Source organism: Methylobacterium sp. NMS14P (assembly GCF_028583545.1).
Taxonomy (GTDB): Bacteria; Pseudomonadota; Alphaproteobacteria; order Rhizobiales; family Beijerinckiaceae; genus Methylobacterium.
Genome location: NZ_CP087106.1, coordinates 39785 through 62877, shown reverse-complemented (window position 1 = coordinate 62877; position 23093 = coordinate 39785). Strand labels below are relative to the sequence as shown.

Genomic DNA, 23093 nt, shown 5'->3' with positions numbered 1-23093 from the left:
CTCCGCCGGGTCCGCCAGCGGGCACGTAGCCCCGGCCCGCTCATCGGCGGCCGAACAGCCGCTCGATGTCAGCGAGCTTCAGCTCGATCGAGGTCGGGCGACCGTGGTTGCACTGTCCGGAATTGGGCGTCGCCTCCATCTCGCGCAGCAGGGCGTTCATCTCCTCCGGCCGCAGGCGACGCCCGGCGCGGATCGAGCCGTGGCAGCTCATGCGCGACAGGACCGCGTCGAGACGCCGCCCGAGCGGGCCGCCCTCCGTCGCCGCGACGCCGCCCTCCTCGTCGCCGCTGGCCTCCAGGGCGTCGAGGATGTCGGTGACGAGGTTGCGCGTCGAGGCGCCGATCAGCGCCGCCGGCACCTCCCGCACGAGCACCGCCCCGGGCCCGAAAGCCTCGATGGACAGGCCCAGCCGGTCGAGGTCGGGAGCGGCCGCGACGAGCCGGTCGGCCTCCTCGGGGCTCATCTCGACCACGTCCGGGATCAGGAGGCCCTGCCGGGCGATGCCGCCGGCTTCCTGCTCGGCCTTCATCCGCTCGTAGACGAGGCGCTCGTGGGCGGCGTGCTGATCGACGATCACGAGGCCGTCGCGGGTCTGGGCGAGGATGTAGGTCTCGTGGATCTGGGCGCGGGCGGCCCCCAGGGGATGATCGAGCGCCTCCGCGGTCTCGGCGGCGACGCGGGTGTCGGCCTGGGGCGGGGCCGCCACCGCTTCGGGCTCGGGCTCGGCCCAGACGGCCTGAGCGGCCTCGCCGAAGCCGGCCTGCTCGCCGCGCGCCGGCTGCGGCGCCGGCCGCCACGCCGCCGATGAACGGTAGCCGGGGGGCGCCGCGACCGAGGGCGCCCCGCTGGGGAACAGGCCGGGACGCGTCGGCCGGAACAGGCTCGGGGCGGCGGCGCCGCTGTGGGTCGCGAGCGGCGGTCCCGCCGGGCGCAGGGCGTCGAGGGTCCGCGCGGCGCCGGTGGTGGCCGAGCGGGCGCCGCCGCGGCGCAGGGCGTCGTGGATCGCGCTCACGATCAGCGCCCGCACCAGGCCCGGCTCGCGGAAGCGCACCTCGGTCTTGGCCGGGTGAACGTTGACGTCGACGAGGCCGGGGTCGCACGCGACGGCGAGGCCGAGCACCGGGTGCCGGTCGGAGGCCAGCGTGTCGGCGTAGGCGCCGCGGATCGCCCCGAGCAGGAGCCGGTCGCGCACGGGGCGGCCGTTGACCGCGAGGTGGATATGGGTCGCCGCGCCGCGATGATAGGTCGGCAGGCCGACGTGACCGGCCACCGCGAAGCCCTCCCGGGCCAGGGAAACCGGCAGGGCGTTGGCGAGGAAGTCCTGTCCCAGCACCGCCGCGAGCCGGCGCAGCTCCGCTTCGGCCCCGGTCTCGGCCGGCAGGACCAGGGGCTGCCCGGCATCGGCCCTCAGGGTGAAGCGGATCCCGGGCTGCGTCGCGGCGAGACGGCGCAGCGTCTCGGCGATGGCGGCGTTCTCGGCCCGGTCCGACTTCAGGAACTTGAGCCGCGCCGGCGTCGCGGCGAAGAGCTCGGTCACCTCGATCCGGGTGCCGCGCTGGGCCGGGGCCGGACGAACCTGCCCCTTCAGCCCCGCGTCGACGGTGAGGCTCGCCCCCGCCTCGGCCTCCGGCGTCCGCGTGACGATGGTGAGCCGCGACACCGCGCCGATCGACGGAAGGGCCTCGCCGCGGAATCCGAGGGTGTCGATCGCCGTGAGGTCGCCGCCCGGGAGCTTGGAGGTGGCGTGCCGCTCGACCGCGAGGTCGAGATCGTCCGGCGTCATGCCGCGGCCGTCGTCGACGACCCGGATCAGCCGGCGCCCCCCGGCCTCGACGGTGACCTCGATCGCCCGGGCCCCGGCATCGATCGCGTTCTCGACCAGCTCCTTCACGGCCGAGGCCGGGCGCTCGACCACCTCGCCCGCGGCGATGCGATCGACGAGCACGGGTTCGAGGCGGCGGACAGACGGCGCGGACAGGGAGGACATCGGCGCGCAGGATAGTCCCTGCGCGGCGGCGATCCAATCGGGCCGGTCGTGCCGACCCGTCAGGCGCGGCGCTTCGACCCGCCCAGGGAGATGCGGCCGGCGCCGCCGCGCGTTCCGTGGCTCGCCGCCGCCACGGGACGGCGGGACAGGTCGTAGAGGACGTTCCCGACGAGACCGGCGGTCCGCCGCAGGGTCGCGCCCTCGCAGGTCGCCGCCACGCGGACGCCGATCGCGTGGGTGTGGCTGCGGCCGTACAGCCAGACGGCGAGCCGGGCGCGGGTCGATTCCGGGATCCCGTCGAGCAGGAACGCGGCCCCTTCCGGGTCGGCCTTGATCAGGCGGCCGACCACGTCCGGCGCGACCGGGCAGTCGACGGCGGGATCGTCGATGCTGAGCGTTCGATCCTCGGTCATTGCGGCCCCTGACGGTAAGGAGCCGTCACGGTGGGCAGTCTTGGTTAACGAAAGCTCACCACGGGTTGTGAGCTCTCGTTCCCGCCGCAGGTCGCGTCCGGGCGTTGCGGCGGCGCAACCGGTACCGCGCCCCGGATCCCGTTTCCTAGAGCGGCCGGCGGATCAGCCGGGCGATCAGGCCGACGATGCCCTCGCGGAACAGCAGCACGCAGAGCACGAAGACGCAGCCCTGGATGATCGTCACCCAGGCACCGAACTGCGCCAGGTACGTCTCCATCGTGACGATCACCAGCGCGCCGACGATCGGCCCGAACACCGTCCCCATGCCGCCGACGAGCGTCATCAGTACCACCTCGCCGGACATCGACCAGTGCACGTCGGTGAGCGAGGCGAGCTGGAAGACGATCGCCTTGGTGGAGCCCGCGAGGCCGGCGAGCGTCGCCGAGAGCACGAACACCGCGAGCTTGTACTGGCTGGCGCGGTAGCCGAGCGAGATCGCCCTCGGCTCGTTGTCGCGGATCGCCTTCAGCACCTGTCCGAACGGCGAGTGGATGATCCGGTAGATCAGCAGCATCCCGGCCATGAACACGACGGCCACGACCGCGTACATCACCCGGTCGTCCGCGAGGCTGATCGCGCCGAACAGGTTGCCGCGCGGCACCGCCTGGATGCCGTCCTCGCCGCCGGTGAACTTCGCCTGCAGGGAGAAGAAGAACACCATCTGGGCGAGTGCCAGGGTGATCATCGAGAAGTAGATGCCCTGCCGGCGGATCGCCAGGGCGCCGAAGACCAGCCCCAGCAGCGCGGCCGTGACCGTGCCGGCGAGGATCGCCAGCTCGGGCGTGAAGCCCAGGCTCTTGGCCGTGTAGGCGCAGAGGTAGCTCGCCATGCCGAAATAGGCGGCGTGGCCGAAGGAGAGCAGGCCGCCGTAGCCGAGCAGGAGGTTGAAGGCGAGCGCGAACAGCGCGAAGCACAGCACCTTCATCAGGTAGACGGGGTACAGGACGAGCGGTGCCACGACGAGCAGCACCGCGATGCCCACGAAGATGAGGCAGTGGAGTGCCTTGTCGTCCCGGCTCGTCGGCACGGCGGCGGCGATCGGGGCGGCGTCGAGGGCGGCGGTGTCGGCCATGGGGGTGCCTCAGATCGCGATCAGGCCGTGCGCCCGAACAGGCCGGCGGGTTTGACGAGCAGCACCAGCACCATGATCACGAAGATCACGGTGGCGGACGCCTCCGGATAGAACACCTTGGTCAGCCCCTCGACGAGGCCCAGGGCGAAGCCCGTGATCACCGAGCCGATGATCGAGCCCATGCCGCCGATCACCACCACGGCGAAGACCACGATGATGATGTCGGCGCCCATGTTGGGATTGACCGAGTAGATCGGCGCCGCCAGCACCCCGGCGAAGCCCGCGAGCGCCACGCCGAACCCGTAGGTCAGCGTCAGGAACAGCGGCACGTTCACCCCGAAGGCCTGGACCAGGGTCGGGTTCTCGGTGGCGGCGCGGAGATAGGCGCCGAGCTTGGTCTTCTCGATGACGAGCCAGGTGGCGATGCAGACGGTCAGCGAGGCGACCACCACCCAGGCGCGGTAGTTCGGCAGGAACATGAAGGGCAGGCGCTGGCCGCCCGACAGCTCGGCCGGGATCGCGTAGGGCAGGCCCGAGACGCCGTACTGGTTGCGGAACAGGCCCTGGATGATCAGCGCGAGACCGAAGGTCAGCAGCAGGCCGTAGAGGTGGTCGAGCTTGTAGAGCCGCGCGATCAGCACCCGCTCCAGCACGATGCCGAACGCGCCCACCACCAGCGGGGCGAGCCCCAGCGCCCACCAGTAGCCGAGGCCGACGTAGGTGAGCAGCATCCAGGCCACGAACGCGCCCATCATGTAGAGCGCGCCGTGGGCGAAGTTGATGATGTTCAGGAGCCCGAAGATGATCGCGAGCCCCAGCGACAGGATCGCGTAGAACGAGCCGTTGATCAGGCCGAGCAGCAATTGCCCGAACAGGGCCTGCGTCGGCACACCGAAGATCGTGGTCATGGCCGGTCTCCGCGCCCCGATCCCATTGTCAGCCCTTCACCAGGGGGCAGTTGCCCTCGTTGAGCGGCCGGAAGACCTGATCGCCCGGGATGGTCTCGAGCTTCTTGTAGAGGTCCCACTCGCCCTTCGACTCGGCGGGCTTCTTGACCTCGAACAGGTACATGTCGTGGATCTTGCGGCCGTCGGCGCGGATCACGCCCTTGCCGAACAGCGGGTCGTCGGTCGGCATCGCCTTCATCTTGGCGACCGTGGCGGCGCCGTCGGCGGTCGACTTCGTCTCCGCGACCGCCTTCAGATAGTGGAGCACGTCCGAGTAGACGCCCGCGTGGTTCGCGGTCGGCTTCGAGGCGTTCTTCATCTGCTTGGCGAACCGGTCCGAGAAGGCGCGGGTCTGATCGTTCAGGTCCCAGTAGAACGGCTCGGTCAGCACCAGCCCCTGCGCCACCTTGGTGCCCAGCGAGTGCACGTCCGACGAGAAGACCAGGAGGCCGGCGAGCGCCTGGCCGCCCTCGGTGATGCCGAACTCGCCCGCCTGCTTGATCGCGTTGATCGTGTCGGTGCCGGCATTGGCGAGCCCGATCACCTTGGCGCCCGACCCCTGCGCCTGCAGCAGGAAGGACGAGAAGTCGGAGGTCGGGAACGGGGTCTTCACCGAGCCGACGACCTTGCCGCCGTTCTTGTTGATGACCGCGCTGGTGTCGCGCTGGAGCGTCTGGCCGAAGACGTAGTCGGCGGTGAGGAAGAACCACGTGTTGCCGCCGCGCTTGACCATCGCGCCGCCGGTGCCGTTGGCGAGCGCCACCGTGTCGTAGACCCAGTGGATCGTGTTCGGCGTGCATTGCGGGCCGGTGAGGTCGGCCGTGCCGGCGCCGGTGTCGATGAAGACCTTGTTCTTCTCCTTGGTGACCTGGCTGATGGCCAGCGCCACCGAGGAGGTCACCCCGTCGGTGATCATGTCGACGGCGTCGCGGTCGTACCATTGGCGGGCGATGGCCGCGCCGACATCGGGCTTGTTCTGGTGGTCGGCCGAGACGATCTCGACCTTCAGGCCGTGCTGCTCCGGCTTGAAATCCTCGATCGCCAGCTTCGCGGCCACGACCGAGCCCTCGCCGCTGATGTCCGAGTAGGCGCCCGAGCGGTCGCCCAGGATGCCGATCTTCACGTTCGTCTGCGCGGCTGCGGTGCCCATCATCAGGGCGCCGGCGAGGGCAGCGAGGGTCACGGGCCGGGCGATGCGTCCGAACATTTTCGTTTCCATCCTCCAGCGGCGCGGCGGATCTCCGCCGGCCGAGTATCGGGTCGCCGTTTTCTGGCGCTTCTACGGTTTTCGCGTGCGAGGTTCAGACGCCGAGATAGGCGTGCAGCTTGTCGATATTGGCGTCAAGCTCGGCATTGGGGATCATGTCGACCACCCGCCCCTGCTCGATCACGAAATGCCGGTCCGCCAAAGTCTGGGCGAAGCGGAAATTCTGCTCCACCAGGACGATGGTGTAGCCCTGAGCCTTCAATTGCTGGATCGTTCGGCCGATCTGCTGGACGATGACCGGCGCGAGACCTTCCGTCGGCTCGTCGAGCAGGATCAGCTTGGCGCCGGTGCGCAGGATGCGTCCGATCGCCAGCATCTGCTGCTCGCCGCCCGAGAGCTTGGTGCCCTGGCTGCCGGCGCGCTCCTTGAGGTTCGGGAACAGCGTGTGGATGTCCGCCACCGACATGCCGCCGGGCTTCACCCGCGGCGGCAGCATCAGGTTCTCGTGGACCGTCAGGCTCGCGAAGATGCCCCGCTCCTCCGGCACGTAGCCGATCCCGAGCCGGGCGATGTTGCGCGAGGCCATTCGGACCGTCTCGACGCCGTCGTAGACGATCGAGCCCGAACGCTTGCCGAGGATCCCGATGATCGCCCGCAGGGTCGTGGTCTTGCCCGCGCCGTTGCGGCCGAGCAGCGTGATCACCTCGCCCGCGCGCACGTCGATGTCGATGCCGTGGAGGACGTGGCTCTCGCCGTACCAGCCCTCCAGGCCGCGGACAGTCAGCAGCGCGTCGGTCGCGGCCGCCGGAGGTGTCTTGAGAGCCGCCTCAGGCATGTCCCGCCCCGATATACGCTTCGACCACGCGCGGATCCTTCGAGACCGTGGCGTAGTCGCCCTCGGCCAGCACCTGGCCGCGGGCCAGCACGGTGATCCGATCCGACAGGGAGGCGACCACGGAGAGGTTGTGCTCCACCATCAGGATCGTCCGGTCCTTGGAGACGCGGCGGATGAGCTGCGCCGTGCGCTCGACGTCCTCGTGACCCATGCCGGCCATGGGCTCGTCGAGGAGCAGCATCTCGGGATCGAGGGCGAGCGTGGTGGCGATCTCCAGAGCGCGCTTGCGCCCGTAGGAGAGCTCGACCGCCAGGACGTCGGCGAAGTCCGAGAGGCCCACCGCGTCGACCAGGGCGAGCGCCTCGCCGTTCAGCGCGCGCAGGACCTTCTCGGCCCGCCAGAAGTCGAAGGAATCGCCGCGCCGCCGCCGCTGCAGGGCGATGCGGACGTTCTCCATCACCGTGAGGTGCGGGAACACCGCCGAGATCTGGAAGGACCGCACGAGACCGAGGCGGGCGACGTCCGCCGCCTTCAGCCCGGTGATGTCGCGATCCTTGTAGCGGATCGTCCCGGCGGTCGGGATCAGGAACTTCGTCAGCAGGTTGAAGCAGGTGGTCTTGCCGGCCCCGTTCGGCCCGATGAGCGCGTGGATGGTGCCGCGTTCCACTTGCAACGCCACGCCGTTGACGGCCCGGAATCCGCGGAATTCCATCGTCAGGCCATCGGTCGCCAGGATTACATCCCGTGCCAAGCGTGTCCCTCCCGGGTTTGATTTCTTGCCGCCATATCGCCGATCCGTGCCGGTACAGTCCATCGCAAACGCTCGTGGCGGCGCGACAATCCCCCGGGAGTGATATCAGTCGCCGCGCGTGTCACGGCGGCGACGGGACCGTGCTTGACCGCGCCGCGACGCCCGCTTAACTCAGACAATTCGACACGGGGCTCTCTCAAGGGATTTCGGCATGGGCGGTCGCGCGGCCTACATCGCCGTCGACTGGGGCACGACGAACCGGCGGGCCTACGCCGTGTCGGAAGCGGGAGCCGTCCTCGACAGCCTGCACGACGACCGCGGCATCCTGGCCCTGTCGCCCGGTGCGTATCCTGCGGAGATCGCGGGCCTGCGCGCGCGGCTCGGGGCGCATCCCATCATCGCGGTCGGCATGGTCGGCTCCAACCGGGGCTGGCAGGCGGCGCCCTACGTGGCCGCGCCGGCGACCCTCGCCGCCCTGGCCGCGGCCTGCCTGGAGCCCGCCCCCGACGTCCGGATCGTCCCCGGGGTGGCCCTGCGGGACGGCGCGCGTCCCGACGTGATGCGGGGCGAGGAGATCCAGGTCTTCGGGGCGATCGGAGCGGGCGCGGCGCCCGCGACGGCTCTGTTCTGCCAGCCCGGCACGCACAACAAGTGGATCGAGACGGTCGACGGGGCCATCACGGATTTCACCACTGTGATGACCGGGGAATTCTTCGCCCTCCTCCGGGCGCACGGGATCCTCGCCGGGATGCTCGACGGCGCGGTCGGGGACGGGGATGCCTTCCGGCAGGGCGTTCGGCGCGGTCTCGCGTCCCGGAATCTCGCCGCCACCCTGTTCGAGGTGCGCTCCGGCCTGCTGCTCGACCGGCTCCGGCCCGAGGACGCGGCCGCCCACGCCAGCGGCGTGCTGATCGGCGCCGATCTCGGCACCCGCGACGACCTGCCGCGGCGCCCGGTCCACCTGCTCGGCGGCGGCCATCTGGCGACGCTCTACGCGGCCGCCGTCACCGAAGCGGGCGGGGATCCGGTGATCGTCCCCGACGGTTCAACCACGGCCGGTATCCACGCCATCTGGAGTCTGCGGGCATGACGATCCTCGGCCGGTTCGAGACGGCCTTCGCCGCCTGCCCGCTCGTCGCCATCCTGCGAGGCCTCACGCCGGGCGAGGCACCGGACGTCGGCGAGGCCCTGGTCGGGGCCGGGTTCACCCTCGTCGAGGTGCCGCTCAACTCGCCCGACCCACTCCGGAGTATCGCGGTGCTCGCCGAGCGGCTGGCCGGGCGGGCGCTCGTCGGGGCCGGCACGGTCCTGAGCCCGTCGCAGGTCGGCGAGGTGGCCGCCGCCGGCGGGACCCTCGTGGTGTCGCCGAACGCCGATCCGGCCGTCATCGGCGCGACTGTCGCGGCGGGACTCGTCTCCCTACCGGGCTATCAGACACCCACGGAGGCCTTCGCGGCCCTGGCGGCGGGCGCCACCGCGCTGAAGCTGTTCCCGGCGGACGTCGCGACGCCGCTGGCACTCAAGGCGCATCGCGCGGTACTGCCGCCGGACACGCGGGTCCTGGCCGTCGGCGGGGTCCTGCCCGAGACCATCGCGGGCTGGCGGCAGGCGGGCGCCGACGGATTCGGGCTCGGGTCCAATCTGTACCGGCCCGGAAAGGCGGCGGCCGACGTCGCCCGCGACGCGGCGGCCTACGTGGCAGCGTTCAGGCACGCCGCCTGAGGAGACGATCGGCCGTCCGCCTGCTCGGGCAGTGCCGATACGGCAGTGCGCTCCGGCCGCGTCCCCGACCTCCGATGGCCGTGCAGCTCCGCATCCTGCCTCGTCACGCCTGCGCGACGTGCCTGCGCGACCGGTCCGCAGCACGATCGCTGCGCCGCCGTTGCAGACGTCCACCTCATCGGCACGGTTCCGGCCGCGGGTCGCCGGCTGACGGGTCGGCGCGCTATCGGCGATTCGCGATCTCGCGGGTCGGCCGGTCGGACCGGTCGACGACTGTCCGGCAGGCACCACTCAGCGACACCCGCTTCTCGCGGAGGCAGAGCGTGATCGCCCCCGCATTCGGGATCTGGGCGGCGCAGAGGCGCATCACGTCCGGCGTGCAGGCAGCCCGGTCGGCGCTCGTCTCCGCGAGCGCCGGTGACGCGCCGACGAGGGCGGCGAACAGGGCGAAAGTGGCGGACTTCATCGCGGTGGGTCTCCTGAACGGATCGGGGGCAGCGAGCGGCCAAGCCTCGGCGTCCGGCGAGAACGCCGATGCCCGGGAAGATATCCCGTCGCGCTTGTTTCAATCTGACGCAGGGCGCGGCCGGTGAGCCCGGGGCCGGCAACCTCAGGGGCGACCGGGCGATGCGATCGCGCCGGTCGTCGCGGGCTCGACGAGAGCTGCGCCGACGACCGGTTGTGTTTTCTGACGATCGAGCTTGTCCGCCGAGACGAGGGCGGCGGCGATCAGCGCCGACACCGCCAGCGTCGCCTTCACCACGTCCCAGACCCGCGTCAGCATGGTCGAACCCCAACGGCGTCGTCGAATGCGAGCGGCGGATCCGCCTCATCGATCCGCCCGACCTGCATCCTCGACCGCAGCCCTTCCCAAAACCTTTCCCGCGAAGCCGGAGACTGCATATCGACGGTCGCGTGATGCAATCGGGTCTCACCTGCAGATCTCGCGCTGAGTTCGAAGGCAGGGTCTCAGCCGAGCGTCGACCCCGCCGCTTCGGCGGCCAGAGCCTCGAAGACCAGGGCGTGGCGCCGCGCCAGGGCCTCGACATCGTGCGTGTAACCGCCGCCGATCACCGCGGCGAGCGCGATCCCGCGGGCACGGGCCTGCGCCACGACGAACCGATCGCGGGCGAGCAACCCGTCATCGGTGAGGCAGAGACGGCCGAGGCGGTCGTCGCGATGAGGATCGACACCCGCGTTGTAGAAGACGAGATCCGGCGCGAACGCGTCGAGGAGCGGCGGCAGGCGGGCGCGCAGGACATCGAGGTAGCCGGCATCGTCGAGCCGGTCGGGCAGACCGATGTCGAGGTCGCCGGCGATCTTCTGGGCGGGGTAGTTGTTCTCGCAATGGATCGAGAGGGTGAACAGGTCGGGACTGAGCGCGAGGCAATCCGCGGTCCCGTCACCCTGATGGACGTCGAGATCGACTACGAGAACGCGCCTGACCAGACCTTCGGCCTGGAGGGTGCGGGCCGCCACCGCGACATCGTTCAGCACGCAGAAGCCGGCGCCCTGCTGGCGCCGCGCGTGGTGGCTGCCGCCTGCGGCGCTGCCCGCCAGACCTTCCGCGAGCGCGAGGCGCCCGGCCAGAAGGGTGCCGCCCACGGACGCGCGGGAGCGGCGGACCAGGGCGGCGTCGACCGGAAGGCCGATCGCTCGCTCGATCTCCCGGCCGACGTCGCAGGCCAGCACCGCCTCCACGTAGGCGGGATCGTGGGCGCGCAGCAGGATGTCCGCGCCGGCGGGCTCTGGCGTGACGAAGCCCAGGGGTGCCAGCCCCTGCGCGACCAGCGTCTCGGCGAGCAGGCCGTACTTGCGCATCGGAAAGCGGTGGCCGGACGGGAGCGGTGCCTCGTAGGCCGGATGGAAGGCGATCGGTGGGATCACGCGGGGCGGCCCAGATCGGCCAAGAGGCCCCGGGCCAGTGCCTCGCCGCTGTCGTAGGCCGCCTCGATCCGGGCTCCGAGGCACCAGTCCCCGGCCGCGCCGAGCCGCAGGTCCGGATCGTACAGGCAGGGCTTCCGCAGGGCCGTCTCGACCTGGGCGTAGCGCCAGCGATGCGCCTCCGCGTGAGACGGACGAAGCCCCGTGCCGAGAATGTCCTCGGCCGCGCCGAGAAGCTCGGCGACGACCGCTTCGCGTGGGGTCTCGAGGTGTCTGCGGGACCATTCCGGCGTCGCGTGCACCGTCAGCCGGCGACCGGCGGGTCGCCCGGGCTTCGAGGAATCCTGCGCGATCAGGCCGATCGCGTCTGTCCGGGGCTCGATCAGGACATCCGGAGGCGACGCGTCCGTCGCCACCATGAGGGACCAGCACGGCGCGTAGGCGGCGCGGCCGACGCCGGGCAGGGCGACCCCCGACGCTTCGAGCAGCGTCGCGACCTGAGGGGCCGGGAAGGTGATGGCGACGCCGTCGAACGGGCCGTGGACGGTGCCGGACGCGTCCTCGACGTGCCAGCGTGCCCGCTCACGCCGGAGCCGCACGATTGTCGTTACGCTCGAGACCGGAATACCCGCGAGCAGGCCGCGGACGGGCTCGGTCATGCCGGGCACGCCGACATACCTGTCGGACCCGGCCCAGGGCGCGACGATGCCTCGCTGGGCCCAGCGGTCGAGCTCCGCCGCGAAGGCGGGACCGTGCGCCCGCATGAACTGCGCGCCGTGATCGAACTGCACGTCGTCGACCCGCCGGGTCGCCATGCGCCCCCCGACCCCGCGCCCCTTGTCGAAGACCCGGACGCGGACGCCTGCCTCGGACAGCCGGCGCGCGGCGGCCGCGCCGGCGATGCCGGCACCGAGGACCGCGACTCTTCCGTGCTCGCTCACGCCCCTGCCCCACCTCGACGAACGGCCCTGCCGACCGCGCGACGGCGAAGATAGGGGACGCGACGCGCGCCGTCAGAGCGACGGAATCGCGCTCATCCGGGATCGAAAGGGGCTCTCCGCGCGGATCCGGCGAGCGGTTCGACGGCGTCCCGCGCCCGCCGGTGGCGCCGTGGTGCGGGTAGAGGGAATCGAACCCCCACGCCTTGCGGCTGGCGATTTTGAGTCGCCCGCGTCTACCAATTCCGCCATACCCGCGTGCCAGGGGCTCTTCGCATAGGTCGGCGGCCGCGGCCAAGTGTTGTTTTTGCGCGGGTCGTCGATCTGGCCAAGGCGGAACGCCTATGCTCAAAGGGCCGCCGATCGCTCAAACCGGGACCTTGAATGCTCCGCCGGCTCTACGCGTGGATCCTGGCCCTCAGTGACAGGCGGTCCGCGCCCTACGCGCTCGGCGCCGTTGCCTTCGCCGAAAGCTCGTTCTTCCCGGTACCGCCGGACGTGATGCTGGTCCCGATGGCAGTCGCCCGGCCAGACCGGGTCTGGTTCTACGCCACGATCACGACGGTCGCCTCGGTTCTCGGCGGCCTCGTCGGCTACGCCATCGGAGCCCTTCTGTTCGACTCCGTCGGCGAGTGGCTCATCCGCCTCTACGGCCTGCAGAACTCGGCCGCGACGTTCCAGGACTCCTACGCGCGCTACGGCCACTGGGTGATCCTGCTGAAGGGACTCACGCCGATTCCCTACAAGCTCGTCACGATCACGTCGGGCTTCGCGCATTACAGCCTGTTCTGGTTCACGATCCTGTCGATCGTGACCCGCGGCGCGCGCTTCTTCATTCTCGCCGGATTGCTCGGCCGCTACGGTGTCCAGATCCGCGGCGTGCTCGACCGACATCTGAACGCGGTCGCGGCGATCTCCGTCGCCGTCATCGTCCTCGGCTTCCTGCTCTTCAAGGTGATCCTGTAGCGATGAACACGGCGGCTGCCCTGCGCCTCAAGACCGCCGGCCTCTGGCTGGCGATCGCCTCCGCCCTCACCGTCGGGGCCGCGCTCGTCCTCCAGTACGGATACGGCTACGCGCCGTGCAAGCTCTGCCTGACCGAGCGGCTGCCCTACTACGCCGCCGTTCCGCTGGGCCTGCTGGCCCTGTTCCTGCCGGAGCGCCTGGCGCGGATCGCCCTCGGCCTCGCCGCCCTCGGCCTGCTCTACGGGGCCGGCATCGGGATCTACCACGCCGGCGCGGAATGGGGGTTCTGGCCGGGACCCGCCGATTGCGGCGGCGGCACCGGCGCCAATCCGGGTCAGGTCGGCGACTTCCTCAACAGCCTGCAGACCACGAAGGTCGTCGACTGCTCGGTGGCCGCGCTCCGGGTGCTGGGCGTGTCGCTCGCCGGCTGGAGCGCCGCGATCTCGGCCGTGCTGGCCTCGTTCGCGGGGACCGCCGCGCTGCGCCCCTGACGCGCCCGGACCGGCCAGAGCCGCTCAGTTCCGGTCGTCGGGCAGGACCGGGATCGCCGCCACCTCGATGCCCTCGTCGATCAGGGCGCGCGCCTCCGCGGGGCTCGCCTCGCCGTAGATCGAACGCCCCTCCGCCTCGCCGTAGTGGATCTTGCGCGCCTCCTCGGGGAAGCGGGCCCCGACGTGCTCGGCATTCGCCACGACGTGCTCCCGGAGTGCGCGCAGCATCGCCCGCATCTGACGCTCCGGCTCGGCGACCATGGTCACCGGCGCCTCTGCCTTGGGAGCCGGCGCGGGCGCGCGCTCCCGGTCCGTGCGGGCGACGCTCGGCACCATCAGGGCCTTGCTGACCTTGGCGCTGTCGCAGACCGGGCACGTCACGAGGCCGCGCGCGACCTGCGTGTCGTAGGAGTCGGAGGACGGGAACCAGCTCTCGAAGCCGTGCCCGGCGTCGCAGACGAGACTGTACCGGATCATTCTGTTGCTTGCTGTGGTGCCTACTGCGCGGCCTGGACCCGCGAGCCGACGCGCTCGACGGTGAAGGGCCGGCCGTGCTGCAGCGCTGGGATGCGGGCCCGGGCCTCGGCGACCTGCGCGAGGTCGATCTCCGCCAGGATGATCCCGGGCTCGGCCCCGCCGGCATCGGCGAGAACGCGGCCCCAGGGATCGACGATCAGCGAGTGCCCGTAGGTCTCGCGCCCGTCCTCGTGCCGACCGCCCTGCGCCGCCGAGATCACGAAGGCGCCGGTCTCGATGGCCCGAGCCCGCTGCAGGACGTGCCAGTGGGCCTCACCGGTCTGCCGGGTGAAGCAGGCGGGGGCCGTCAGGACGTCGGCGCCCGCCTCGGCGAGGGCGCGGTACAGGGCGGGGAAGCGGATGTCGTAGCAGATCGTCAGGCCGAGCTTGGCCCACGGCGTCTCGGCGAGCACCGCGCAGGCGCCCCCGGAATAGGTCGCGGATTCCCGCCAGCGCTCGCCGCTCGGCAGGTCGACGTCGAAGAGATGCAGCTTGTCGTAGGAGGCCAGGATCTCACCGTCGGCGCCGATCAGGTAGGCGCGGTTGGCGATCTTGTCGCCGGACTTGACCGCGATCGAGCCGATCTGGACGACCGCTCCGGTCTGGCGCGCCGCCTCGCGGAGCGCCGCCAGGGTCAGGTCCTGCTCCTCGGTGGTGACGTGCGCGAACAGGCGCTCGCGGCTCCGCTCCACCAGGGAGGTCATCTCGGGAGTCTGCACGTAGGCCGCGCCCCGCGCCGCCGCCTCGCGCACGCCCGCCACGGCCGCGTCGCGGTTGGCGGCCGGGTCGCGCCCCGAACGCATCTGCACGCAGGCGGCCGTGAAGCGGGACTCAGGCATCGGCCGTGTCCTTGAGCAGCGGGTCGAGCTTGCCGGCCCGGTCGAGGGCGTAGAGGTCGTCGCAGCCGCCGACATGCGTGGCGCCGACGAAGATCTGCGGCACGCTGGTGCGGCCGCGGGCGCGCTCGACCATCGCGGTCCGGGCACCCTGGACGCGCTCGACGTCGATCTCCTGGAAGGCGGCGCCCTTCTCCTTCAGCAGGCTCTTGGCCGCCGAGCAGTAGGGACACCAAGCCGTGGTGTAGATTGTGACCGGCTGCATCGCGATCGTCGTCCCGCCCGTGAACTCCGGACATATAGGAGCGCGGGGCGCGACTTGCCTATGCCCCTGTGGCCACAGGGCAACGCGCGCCGTCGGCGACGCGCCGGCAGGATCAGGCGGCCAGGAGCTTCTCGACCTCGTTCACGAGATCGCGGAGATGGAAGGGCTTCGACAGGACCTTGGCGTCCTTCGGGGCCTTCGAATCCGGGTTGAGGGCGACCGCCGCGAAGCCGGTGATGAACATCACCTTGATGTCGGGATCGAGCTCGGTGGCGCGGCGGGCCAGCTCGATGCCGTCCATCTCGGGCATCACGATATCGGTCAGCAGCAGCTCGAACGGTTCCTCGCGCAGCCGGTTGTAGGCGGAGAGGCCGTTGTCGAAGGACAAGACATCGTAGCCCGCGTTCTGCAGCGCCTTGGCCAGAAACCGGCGCATGTCGTTGTCGTCTTCCGCCAGCAGGATTTTCATCGGCCGGATCCGAGCCTTCGAGTCGAGAAGTTGATCCCATAAAGGGAGGCGATGGTAAACAAGGTGTTATCATGGAGCGCGCAGCGGGCGCCGCGTGTCTCCCGGGCGAATGCGTCGGCTGCCGGTGCGGAGTGGACAGGCGACCGATCGCGCAGCACAGTGAGCGCCTGCCGTCCTCGTTCAACCGCCGGGGTGTCCACCAGCCGATGACTGCAACCGAACCGGTACAGCCAGACGCCTTCGGATTTGCCCCGGCCTTCGCGGTCGACGAGCCCGCGGCGCACACCCTGCCTTTCGTCTTCAATACCGGTCATTCCGGGGCCGTCTACCCCCCCGACTTCATCGCGGCCTCGCGGCTCGACGCTCTCACCCTGCGCCGCTCCGAGGACGCCCACGTCGAGCGCCTGTTCGCGTCAGTCGTCGAACTGGGCGCGCCGCTCCTGCGCGCCAACTTCCCCCGCGCCTTCCTCGACGTGAACCGCGAGCCCTACGAGCTCGACCCACGCATGTTCGAGGGGCGCCTGCCGCCCTTCGCCAACACCCGGTCGATGCGGGTCGCCGGCGGGCTCGGGACGGTGCCGCGCGTCGTCGCCGACGGCCAGGAGATCTACGCCCGGCGCCTCCCGGTCGCCGAGGCGACCGCCCGGATCGAGAGCCTATACAAGCCCTATCACCGCGCGCTGCGCGGGCTGGTCCAGCGCACGGCGCGGACCCACGGCCACTGCATGCTCGTCGACTGCCACTCGATGCCGTCCTCGAGCCTCGGTCGCGATCCGGACATGAAAGCGGACGTGGTGCTGGGCGACCGGTACGGAACGGCGTGCGCGCCCGTCCTGATCGACGGGTTCGAGGCGGCGTTCCGGGCAAGGGGTTTCCGCGTGGTGCGCAACAAGCCCTACGCGGGCGGCTTCATCACGGAGCATTACGGCGAGCCGAACCTCGACCGCCACGCGCTCCAGATCGAGGTGAACCGGGGCCTCTACATGAACGAGGCCAGCCTCGCGATGACGGCCGGCTTCCCGGCACTGGTCGAGGCCCTGCGCGCCGTCATCCTCGACGTCGCCAAGGACCTCGACGATCTCGTCCCCCGCCGGATGGCCGCGGAATAGCGGCCCTACCCCGCTCGTTCACGAAGAAGAGCACCGGTGTACCGGACAGAAAAAAGGCCACTCCCGAAGGAGCGGCCCGAAGTCTAGGGAGGAAACGCCCAAGAAGGGCAGCGAGACCGCGACGCCATCGCGATCTCGCAACGCACAAATTAAAGTGCGCCGCACAAGAAGCAAGCGCAAAACGTTCGGCGCGGCCGCTCTGCGCGCATACCTGAACCGCGTTCGCCGTCCGCGACGCGCTCGGCATCGCGGGCCGACGGCTCCACCGCCCTTTCGACAACGAGAAACCCCGACCGCCCTGGCCGGCGATCGAGGTTCTGAACTTCGGACCGATGTCGCTCGGACGTGCCGGCTACCGGACCGCGGTCATGTGACCCGCGACGGAAGCGCCGCTCAGCCCTGACTCTTGAGCAGCTTCTCGATCTCGGCCCGCAAGGGGCCCGCGAGATCGTTCCGCTCCAGGGCATACGCGAGGTTCGCGGTCAGGAAACCGAGCTTCGAGCCGGTGTCGTAGGTCCGGCCCTCGTAGCGCATGCCGTAGAATGCCTGCTTCTCCATCAGGTCGATCATGGCGTCGGTGAGCTGGATCTCGCCGCCCGCGCCCTTCTTGCCGTGCTCCAGGATCCCGAAGATCTCCGGCTGGAGAATGTAGCGCCCCGAGATGATGAAGTTGGACGGTGCCGTGCCCTGCTTGGGCTTCTCGACCATCCCGGTGATCTGGAACGACTGGCCGTAGGTCTCGCCGACGCTGACGATGCCGTACTGGTGCGTCTCCTCGGGGGCCACCTCCTCGACGGCGATGATGTTGCCGCCGTGACGATCGTAGGCGGCCAGCATCTGCTGCATGCACCCGCGGCTCAGCATGTCGGGGAGCAGCACCGCGAACGGCTCGTCGCCGACGATCTCGCGGGCGCACCACACCGCGTGGCCGAGGCCGAGCGGCGCCTGCTGGCGGGTGAAGCTGGTCTGGCCGGCCTTCGGCAGATCCTTCTTCAACTCCTCGTAGGCGGCCGTCTTTCCCCGCTCCTGGAGGGTGTGGTCGAGTTCGAACGCGATGTCGAAATGGTCCTCGATCACCGCCTTGCCGCGACCGGTGACGAAGATGAAGTGCTCGATCCCCGCCGCGCGGGCCTCGTCGACGACGTGCTGCACCACCGGCCGGTCGACGACCGTGAGCATCTCCTTCGGGACCGCCTTCGTGGCGGGCAGGAAGCGCGTGCCGAGGCCCGCGACGGGGAGGACGGCCTTGCGGATCGGTTTCATCGAGCGGTAACCCCGGAACTGGATGGAACGACGTGGTCAGCTGTGCGGTCAGTGAGATAGCTTAACGCGAGCCGTCGCAAGCATGTACGTCGTTAGTATGAGGTGGCGGGGCGTAAATTTCCCGTCTGCAAAAGCGTAAGCAGTTGCCGGGGTGGCGGCAGTGGGGGCGAGATGGCGGTTCTGGTGACGGGCGGTGCCGGCTACATCGGCAGCCACATGGTGCTGGCGCTCCTCGACGCCGGCCATGAGGAGGTCGTCGTCCTGGACGATCTCTCCACCGGCTTCGACTGGGCGGTCCCGGAGGGCGTGAAGCTCGTCGTCGGCGACGTGGCGGACCAGGCCCTCGTGACGCAGACGATCCTCCAGCACCGCATCGACGCCCTGGCCCACTTCGCCGCCAAGATCGTCGTGCCCGATTCCGTGGCCGATCCCCTCGGCTACTACCTGGCCAACACGGTGAAGACCCGCTCGCTGATCGAGGCCTCGGTGCGCGCCGGGGTCAAGCACGTGATCTTCTCCTCGACCGCTGCCGTCTACGGCGAGCCCGACACCACGCCGGTGCCCGAGGATCTGCCGCTGAAGCCGATCAACCCCTACGGCCGCTCGAAGCTGATGAGCGAGTGGATGATCGCCGACGCCGCCGCGGCGCACGGCTTCTCCTACGTCGTCCTGCGCTACTTCAACGTCGCCGGCGCGGACCCGGGGGGGCGGTCCGGCCAGTCTACGCCCAACGCCACGCACCTGATCAAGGTGGCCACGCAGGCGGCGCGCGGACAGCGCGAACGGCTCGACGTGTTCGGGACCGACTACCCGACCCCGGACGGGTCGTGCCTGCGCGACTACATACAGGTCTCGGACCTCGCGGAGGCGCATCGCCTCGCCCTCGACCACCTGCGCTCCGGCGGCGAGAGCCTGACGATGAACTGCGGCTACGGGCGCGGCTACTCGGTGCTCGAGGTCGTCGAGGTGGTGAAGCGGATCTCCGGTCGCGACTTCGAGGTGCGGCTGTGCCCGCGCCGGGCCGGCGATCCGGCCCAGATCGTCGCCGAGGCGGCGCGCATCCGCGAGCGCCTGGGCTGGCAGCCCCGGCACGACGATCTCGACGCCATCGTCGGCCAGGCCCTCGCCTGGGAAGAGCGCCTGGAGAAGCGCAATCGGATCTGACCGGATGCTCTCCCGCCGATGGTTCCTGGCCGCCGCGGCGTGCCTCGCCTCCGGGCAGGCCGGTGCCGAGGACGCCTTCCGGACGTTCGTCGAGGCCCTGCGCCCGGACGCGTCGGCGCGGGGCGTCTCCGCGGCGACCTTCGACGCGGCGTTTCGCGGGATCGCGGGACCCGATCCCGCAATCCTGGCGCGCACCCGCCGCCAGAGCGAGTTCGTCCGACCGGTCTGGGAGTACCTCGTCGGCGCGGTCTCGGCCGGCCGCGTCGCGCGCGGACGCGCCCGCGCCGCCGCCCTCGCGTCGACCATGACGGCGATCGAGGGCCGCTACGGCGTTCCGGGGCCGGTGGTGACGGCGTTCTGGGGCGTCGAATCGGACTTCGGAGCGAGCGCGGGCAGCGTCCCGACCGTACGGGCGCTGGCGACGCTCGCCCAGGCGCGGCACCGCGGCAGCCTGTTCCGCGACGAGCTGCTCGCCGCCCTCACGATCCTGCAGCGCGGCGACATCGCGCCGGACCGGATGAGCGGCAGCTGGGCCGGGGCGATGGGCCAGGTGCAGTTCCTGCCCTCCACCTACCTGGCCCACGCGGTCGACTTCGACGGCGACGGCCGACGCGACATCTGGACCAGCGAAGCGGATTCGCTGGCCTCGATCGCGGCCTACATCAAGGATCTCGGCTGGGATCCGGCCCTCTCCTGGGGCTACGAGGTGCTCCTGCCGAAGGACTTCGACCTGAACCGCTACGCGGGCGATCTCGGCAGCTTCGCCGAGCGCGGCGTTCGCCGCGCCGACGGGAAGCCGCTGCCGGGGGCCGGGCGCGCCAGCCTGTTCCTGCCCGGAGGTCTCGGCGCCCCGATCTTCCTGATCACCGACAATTTCGAGGTGATCCGAGGCTACAACACCTCGGACTCCTACGCGCTGGCGGTGGGGCACCTCGCCGACCGCCTCGCCGGCGGTCCGCCGCTGGCCGCGCCGTGGCCGGCCGGAGCCCGCCTCGACGGCCCGGGTCTCCGCGCCCTGCAAACCGGCCTCGCGGCTTCCGGCTTCTACGACGGGCCGGCGGATGGGCGCGCCGGCCCGAAGCTGCGCGAGGCGGTGCGGCGCTACCAGATCAGCGTCGGATTGCCGGCCGACGGGTACGCGACGCCGGCCCTGCTGGACCGCGTGGCCGGGAAGGCAGCGCCGCGACGCTGAGCCCGGCGGGAGGTTTAGACCCGCGCGCGCCTTCCACCTATAGTGCCCGCGGTCCGAACGGGCCCGGTTCGGCGTAAAGCGTACGGGATGCGCATGGTCCTCGCTCGTCGGCGTCCTTCGGAACGCCCCCTCCTCCTCGGGCTCGCAGCCCTGCTGGGGCTCGCGGAGCTGTCGACCTTCGGGAGCGGTCCGGCCCGCGCGCAGTGGGGCGACAGCTACCAGCAGCAGCAGCAGGGCGGCACCTACTACCAGGCGCCGCCGCGCCGTCGGCCGCGGGACGCCTATTACCGCGACGACGGGACATCCGGGCGCCAGCCCCGCTACGCGCCGCAGCAGGAGGCGCCGCGCCAGTTCTACTGGCCCTGGGAGGACCGGCCGCAGCCGGTGGCGCCGCAGCCCGAGCGCACCTACCGGGCGCCGCGCCAGCGCAATCCCTACGCGACCGGCGAGGCGCAGCGGCCGCCCCCCGCGGTGAAGCGCCGGGTTCGTCCGGCCCGGGCGCCGACGCCGCCGAAGCCCGCGGTCGCCAAGACCGAGCCGAACGTCCAGATCGCCGTCTTCGGCGACTCACTGGCCGACCACCTCGCCAAGGGCCTCGACGACGTGTTCGAGGACAACGCCGACGTCGCCGTGATCGACCGCGCGAAGGGCGACAGCGGTCTGGTGCGCAAGGACGTGGTCGACTGGCCGAAGGTCGCGCAGGATTACCTCCAGGGCAACGCGAAGGTGCGCTACGCCCTGGTGATGATGGGCGCCAACGACCGGCAGCCGATCCGCGAGGGCGACGAGACAGCCGATCCCCTCACGGACCGCTGGCGCGCGCTGTACCGCGCGCGGGTGGAGGCGCTGGCGAAGGTCTTCACCGACCGCAAGATCCCGCTGATCTGGGTCGGGCTGCCGCCCGTCCAGAGCGAGTCCCTGAGCCGGGACCTCGCGTCGCTGAACGACATCGTCCGCGACACCGTCACCAAGGCCGGCGGGACCTACGTCGACATCTGGCCGGGCTTCGTCGACGACCGGGACCGGTACGCCGCGTCGGGGCCGGATCCGGAGGGGCAGATCGCCAAGCTCCGCACCGCGGACGGCGTCCATTTCACCAAAGCGGGGGACCGGAAGCTCGCCCACTTCGCCGATGTCGAGCTGAAGCGGCTGATGGGCGCGGTGCCGGGCACGGCCGAGCCGTCGCCGACCGCGACCGTGGCGCCGACCGCGCCGCCCTCGACCTCGGGGCCCAGCCTGGACGGCACCGCGCCGGCCACCGATACCGCGGCGATCGATCGTCAGATCACCGCGATGCTGCCGAGCCTGCCGGAGCCGCCCGGCGTCCCGGCGCTTCCGGTGAAGCCCGCCGCCGGCCCCGTGGTGCCGCTGAGCCGGAGCGAGGTGTCGCCCGGCGGCGCGCTGCTCAACGGGCGGCCGCGCGACCCGGACAATTCCGGGAGCGTGGAGCGGACGCTGCTGCGCGGCAACGCGCCGATGCCGCAGCCCGGCCGCGCCGACGATTTCCGCTGGCCGCCCGGCTAGGTCGGGGAGCCCCGTAGCGCGCGCTCAGCGCGGCAGGACGCTGGCGCCCATCAGCGTCTCGTCGATGGCGCGCGCCGCCTGACGTCCCTCACGGATCGCCCAGACCACGAGGGACTGGCCGCGCCGCATGTCGCCCGCGGCCCAGATCTTCGCGTCCGACGTGCGGTAGTCGTCCTCGTTCGCCTCGACGTTGCCGCGCCTGTCGACGCCGATACCGGACTGCTCCAGCAGCCCCTTCTGGATCGAGCCGGCGAAGCCGATCGCCATGAAGACGAGGTCGGCGGGCAGGACGAACTCGGTGCCGGCGATCGGCTGGCGCTTGGCATCGACCCGGGCGCAGACCACGCCGGTGAGCTGGCCCTTCCTGTTGCCCTCCAGCCGCAGGGTCGCGGCCTGGAACTCGCGCTCCGCGCCCTCGGCCTGGCTGGACGAGGTCCGCATCTTGGTCGGCCAGTAGGGCCACACGGTGAGCTTGTCCTCCCGCTCGGGCGGGCGCGGGCGGATGTCGAGCTGCGTCACCGACAGGGCCCCCTGGCGGAACGCGGTGCCGACGCAGTCGGAGGCGGTGTCGCCGCCGCCGATGACCACCACGTTCTTGCCCGAAGCCAGGATCGGCTGCTCGCCGTTGCCGCGCATCGGCTCGGCGCTCACGCGCCGGTTCGACTGGACGAGGTAGGGCATCGCGTAGTGGACGCCCTCGAGGTCCTGACCGGGGAGCTGCGGGTTGCGGGGATCCTCGGCGCCGCCGCAGAACATCACGGCGTCGAACTCGGCCTTGAGGTCGTCCACCGACTTCGTGACGCCGATATTCTGGTTGTAGTGGAAGACGACACCCTCGGCCTCCATCTGGCGCACGCGCCGGTCGATGTGGCGCTTCTCCATCTTGAAGTCCGGGATGCCGTAGCGGAGCAGGCCGCCGGCCTTGGGCTCGCGCTCATACACGTGGACGTCGTGCCCGACCCGGGCGAGCTGCTGGGCCGCCGCCATGCCGGCGGGGCCGGAGCCCACGACCGCGACGCGCTTGCCGGTGCGGGTCTGCGCCGGCTCGGGCTTCACCCAGCCCATGTTCCAGGCCCGGTCGGCGATCGCCTGCTCGATCGTCTTGATGGCGACCGGCTGGTTCTCGAGGTTCAGCGTGCAGGCCTCCTCGCAGGGCGCGGGGCAGACGCGGCCGGTGAACTCCGGGAAATTGTTCGTCGAGTGGAGGTTGCGGGACGCCTCCTCCCAATCCGACTGGAAGACGAGGTCGTTCCAGTCCGGGATCTGGTTGTGGACCGGGCAGCCCGTCGGCCCGTGGCAGAACGGGATGCCGCAATCCATGCAGCGGGCCGCCTGCTTGGTGAGGTCGTGCTCGTCGAGCGGGAGCGTGAACTCGCGGAAGTGCCGAACCCGGTCGGCGGCGAGCTGGTACTTCTGCTCCTGCCGGTCGAACTCGAGGAAGCCTGTGATCTTGCCCATTGGTCAGCCCCTGGGCCGGCCAGT

The 23093-nt window shown here is 71.0% G+C and carries 25 protein-coding genes and 1 tRNA gene; 8 read left to right on the top strand and 18 right to left on the bottom strand.

The genetic code is table 11. The annotated features are described in order from the left end of the window. Nucleotides 1-40 precede the first annotated feature (40 nt). The 7 genes from mutL to LOK46_RS00270 form a co-directional block, all read right to left on the bottom strand. Nucleotides 41-1987, bottom strand: a complete 1947-nt coding sequence (mutL, locus tag LOK46_RS00300; protein WP_273561948.1) for a DNA mismatch repair endonuclease MutL — start codon at nucleotides 1985-1987, stop codon at nucleotides 41-43. A gap of 59 nt (nucleotides 1988-2046) precedes the next feature. Next, nucleotides 2047-2400: a hypothetical protein gene (locus LOK46_RS00295; protein ID WP_273561947.1), complete on the bottom strand. Its 354-nt coding sequence runs from the start codon at nucleotides 2398-2400 to the stop codon at nucleotides 2047-2049. Between the two features lie 145 nt (nucleotides 2401-2545). Then, on the bottom strand, nucleotides 2546-3532 hold the full coding sequence (locus tag LOK46_RS00290; RefSeq protein WP_273561946.1) for a branched-chain amino acid ABC transporter permease: 987 nt from the start codon (nucleotides 3530-3532) through the stop codon (nucleotides 2546-2548). Nucleotides 3533-3552: 20 nt separating this feature from the next. After that, nucleotides 3553-4440: a branched-chain amino acid ABC transporter permease gene (locus tag LOK46_RS00285; protein WP_043380394.1), complete on the bottom strand. Its 888-nt coding sequence runs from the start codon at nucleotides 4438-4440 to the stop codon at nucleotides 3553-3555. A gap of 28 nt (nucleotides 4441-4468) precedes the next feature. Continuing rightward, entirely contained in the window at nucleotides 4469-5686 is a 1218-nt protein-coding gene (locus LOK46_RS00280) for an ABC transporter substrate-binding protein (RefSeq protein WP_273561945.1), read from the bottom strand. Nucleotides 5687-5780: 94 nt separating this feature from the next. Beyond that, on the bottom strand, nucleotides 5781-6521 hold the full coding sequence (locus tag LOK46_RS00275) for an ABC transporter ATP-binding protein (RefSeq protein WP_273561944.1): 741 nt from the start codon (nucleotides 6519-6521) through the stop codon (nucleotides 5781-5783). Further along, nucleotides 6514-7272, bottom strand: coding sequence for an ABC transporter ATP-binding protein (locus LOK46_RS00270; protein ID WP_273561943.1), 759 nt, complete (start codon nucleotides 7270-7272; stop codon nucleotides 6514-6516). Before LOK46_RS00270 ends, LOK46_RS00275 begins: the two co-directional genes overlap by 8 nt. Nucleotides 7273-7483: 211 nt before the next feature. On the opposite strand from LOK46_RS00270, the gene LOK46_RS00265 reads away from it, so the two are divergent. After that, the gene (locus LOK46_RS00265) at nucleotides 7484-8362 is read left to right on the top strand and encodes a 2-dehydro-3-deoxygalactonokinase (RefSeq protein WP_273561942.1); all 879 of its coding nucleotides are present in this window, start codon (nucleotides 7484-7486) and stop codon (nucleotides 8360-8362) included. After that, nucleotides 8359-8994 (top strand): 2-dehydro-3-deoxy-6-phosphogalactonate aldolase, encoded by a 636-nt coding sequence (locus LOK46_RS00260; protein WP_273561941.1) that lies wholly within the window; start codon nucleotides 8359-8361, stop codon nucleotides 8992-8994. Before LOK46_RS00265 ends, LOK46_RS00260 begins: the two co-directional genes overlap by 4 nt. Nucleotides 8995-9217: 223 nt before the next feature. On the opposite strand, the gene LOK46_RS00255 is transcribed toward LOK46_RS00260, so the two are convergent. From LOK46_RS00255 to LOK46_RS00235, 5 genes are all read right to left on the bottom strand, one after another. Beyond that, the gene (locus tag LOK46_RS00255; RefSeq protein WP_273561940.1) at nucleotides 9218-9460 is read right to left on the bottom strand and encodes a hypothetical protein; all 243 of its coding nucleotides are present in this window, start codon (nucleotides 9458-9460) and stop codon (nucleotides 9218-9220) included. Nucleotides 9461-9604: 144 nt separating this feature from the next. Continuing rightward, nucleotides 9605-9778 (bottom strand): hypothetical protein, encoded by a 174-nt coding sequence (locus LOK46_RS00250; protein ID WP_273561939.1) that lies wholly within the window; start codon nucleotides 9776-9778, stop codon nucleotides 9605-9607. 185 nt (nucleotides 9779-9963) lie between these two features. Continuing rightward, on the bottom strand, nucleotides 9964-10881 hold the full coding sequence (locus LOK46_RS00245) for a histone deacetylase family protein (protein ID WP_273561938.1): 918 nt from the start codon (nucleotides 10879-10881) through the stop codon (nucleotides 9964-9966). After that, entirely contained in the window at nucleotides 10878-11819 is a 942-nt protein-coding gene (locus LOK46_RS00240; protein ID WP_273561937.1) for an NAD(P)/FAD-dependent oxidoreductase, read from the bottom strand. The genes LOK46_RS00245 and LOK46_RS00240 overlap by 4 nt, the downstream gene beginning before the upstream one ends. Nucleotides 11820-11989: 170 nt before the next feature. Further along, nucleotides 11990-12074 (bottom strand) — tRNA-Leu (locus tag LOK46_RS00235). Between the two features lie 126 nt (nucleotides 12075-12200). On the opposite strand from LOK46_RS00235, the gene LOK46_RS00230 reads away from it, so the two are divergent. After that, on the top strand, nucleotides 12201-12782 hold the full coding sequence (locus LOK46_RS00230) for a YqaA family protein (protein WP_273561936.1): 582 nt from the start codon (nucleotides 12201-12203) through the stop codon (nucleotides 12780-12782). A 2-nt stretch (nucleotides 12783-12784) separates the two neighbouring features. Next, entirely contained in the window at nucleotides 12785-13273 is a 489-nt protein-coding gene (locus tag LOK46_RS00225; protein WP_273561935.1) for a disulfide bond formation protein B, read from the top strand. Nucleotides 13274-13297: 24 nt separating this feature from the next. On the opposite strand, the gene LOK46_RS00220 is transcribed toward LOK46_RS00225, so the two are convergent. The 4 genes from LOK46_RS00220 to cpdR form a co-directional block, all read right to left on the bottom strand. Beyond that, complete coding sequence (locus tag LOK46_RS00220) at nucleotides 13298-13750, bottom strand: DUF1178 family protein (RefSeq protein ID WP_273561934.1); 453 nt, start codon at nucleotides 13748-13750, stop codon at nucleotides 13298-13300. 20 nt (nucleotides 13751-13770) lie between these two features. After that, a complete protein-coding gene (locus LOK46_RS00215) occupies nucleotides 13771-14628 on the bottom strand; it encodes a carbon-nitrogen hydrolase family protein (RefSeq protein ID WP_273561933.1) in 858 nt (285 codons plus the stop codon). Next, on the bottom strand, nucleotides 14621-14890 hold the full coding sequence (gene grxC, locus LOK46_RS00210; RefSeq protein ID WP_273561932.1) for a glutaredoxin 3: 270 nt from the start codon (nucleotides 14888-14890) through the stop codon (nucleotides 14621-14623). The genes LOK46_RS00215 and grxC overlap by 8 nt, the downstream gene beginning before the upstream one ends. 112 nt (nucleotides 14891-15002) lie before the next feature. After that, the gene (gene cpdR / locus LOK46_RS00205; protein ID WP_003603128.1) at nucleotides 15003-15359 is read right to left on the bottom strand and encodes a cell cycle two-component system response regulator CpdR; all 357 of its coding nucleotides are present in this window, start codon (nucleotides 15357-15359) and stop codon (nucleotides 15003-15005) included. Nucleotides 15360-15565: 206 nt separating this feature from the next. Here cpdR and LOK46_RS00200 point away from each other — a divergent pair, with 206 nt between their 5' ends. Further along, nucleotides 15566-16468 carry an N-formylglutamate amidohydrolase gene (locus LOK46_RS00200; protein WP_273561931.1) on the top strand — a complete coding sequence of 301 codons (903 nt, stop codon included), beginning with the start codon at nucleotides 15566-15568 and terminating at the stop codon, nucleotides 16466-16468. Nucleotides 16469-16861: 393 nt separating this feature from the next. On the opposite strand, the gene galU is transcribed toward LOK46_RS00200, so the two are convergent. After that, nucleotides 16862-17731 carry a UTP--glucose-1-phosphate uridylyltransferase GalU gene (galU, locus tag LOK46_RS00195; RefSeq protein WP_020091420.1) on the bottom strand — a complete coding sequence of 290 codons (870 nt, stop codon included), beginning with the start codon at nucleotides 17729-17731 and terminating at the stop codon, nucleotides 16862-16864. Nucleotides 17732-17902: 171 nt separating this feature from the next. On the opposite strand from galU, the gene galE reads away from it, so the two are divergent. The 3 genes from galE (at nucleotide 17903) to LOK46_RS00180 (ending at nucleotide 21611) form a co-directional block, all read left to right on the top strand. Beyond that, nucleotides 17903-18895: a UDP-glucose 4-epimerase GalE gene (gene galE / locus LOK46_RS00190; RefSeq protein WP_273561930.1), complete on the top strand. Its 993-nt coding sequence runs from the start codon at nucleotides 17903-17905 to the stop codon at nucleotides 18893-18895. Between the two features lie 4 nt (nucleotides 18896-18899). Next, the gene (locus tag LOK46_RS00185) at nucleotides 18900-20087 is read left to right on the top strand and encodes a lytic murein transglycosylase (protein WP_273561929.1); all 1188 of its coding nucleotides are present in this window, start codon (nucleotides 18900-18902) and stop codon (nucleotides 20085-20087) included. Between the two features lie 93 nt (nucleotides 20088-20180). Continuing rightward, the gene (locus tag LOK46_RS00180) at nucleotides 20181-21611 is read left to right on the top strand and encodes an SGNH/GDSL hydrolase family protein (protein ID WP_273561928.1); all 1431 of its coding nucleotides are present in this window, start codon (nucleotides 20181-20183) and stop codon (nucleotides 21609-21611) included. Between the two features lie 24 nt (nucleotides 21612-21635). Here the strand turns inward: LOK46_RS00180 and LOK46_RS00175 are convergent, their stop codons facing one another. Next, nucleotides 21636-23069 (bottom strand): glutamate synthase subunit beta, encoded by a 1434-nt coding sequence (locus tag LOK46_RS00175; protein WP_273561927.1) that lies wholly within the window; start codon nucleotides 23067-23069, stop codon nucleotides 21636-21638. Nucleotides 23070-23093 lie beyond the last annotated feature (24 nt).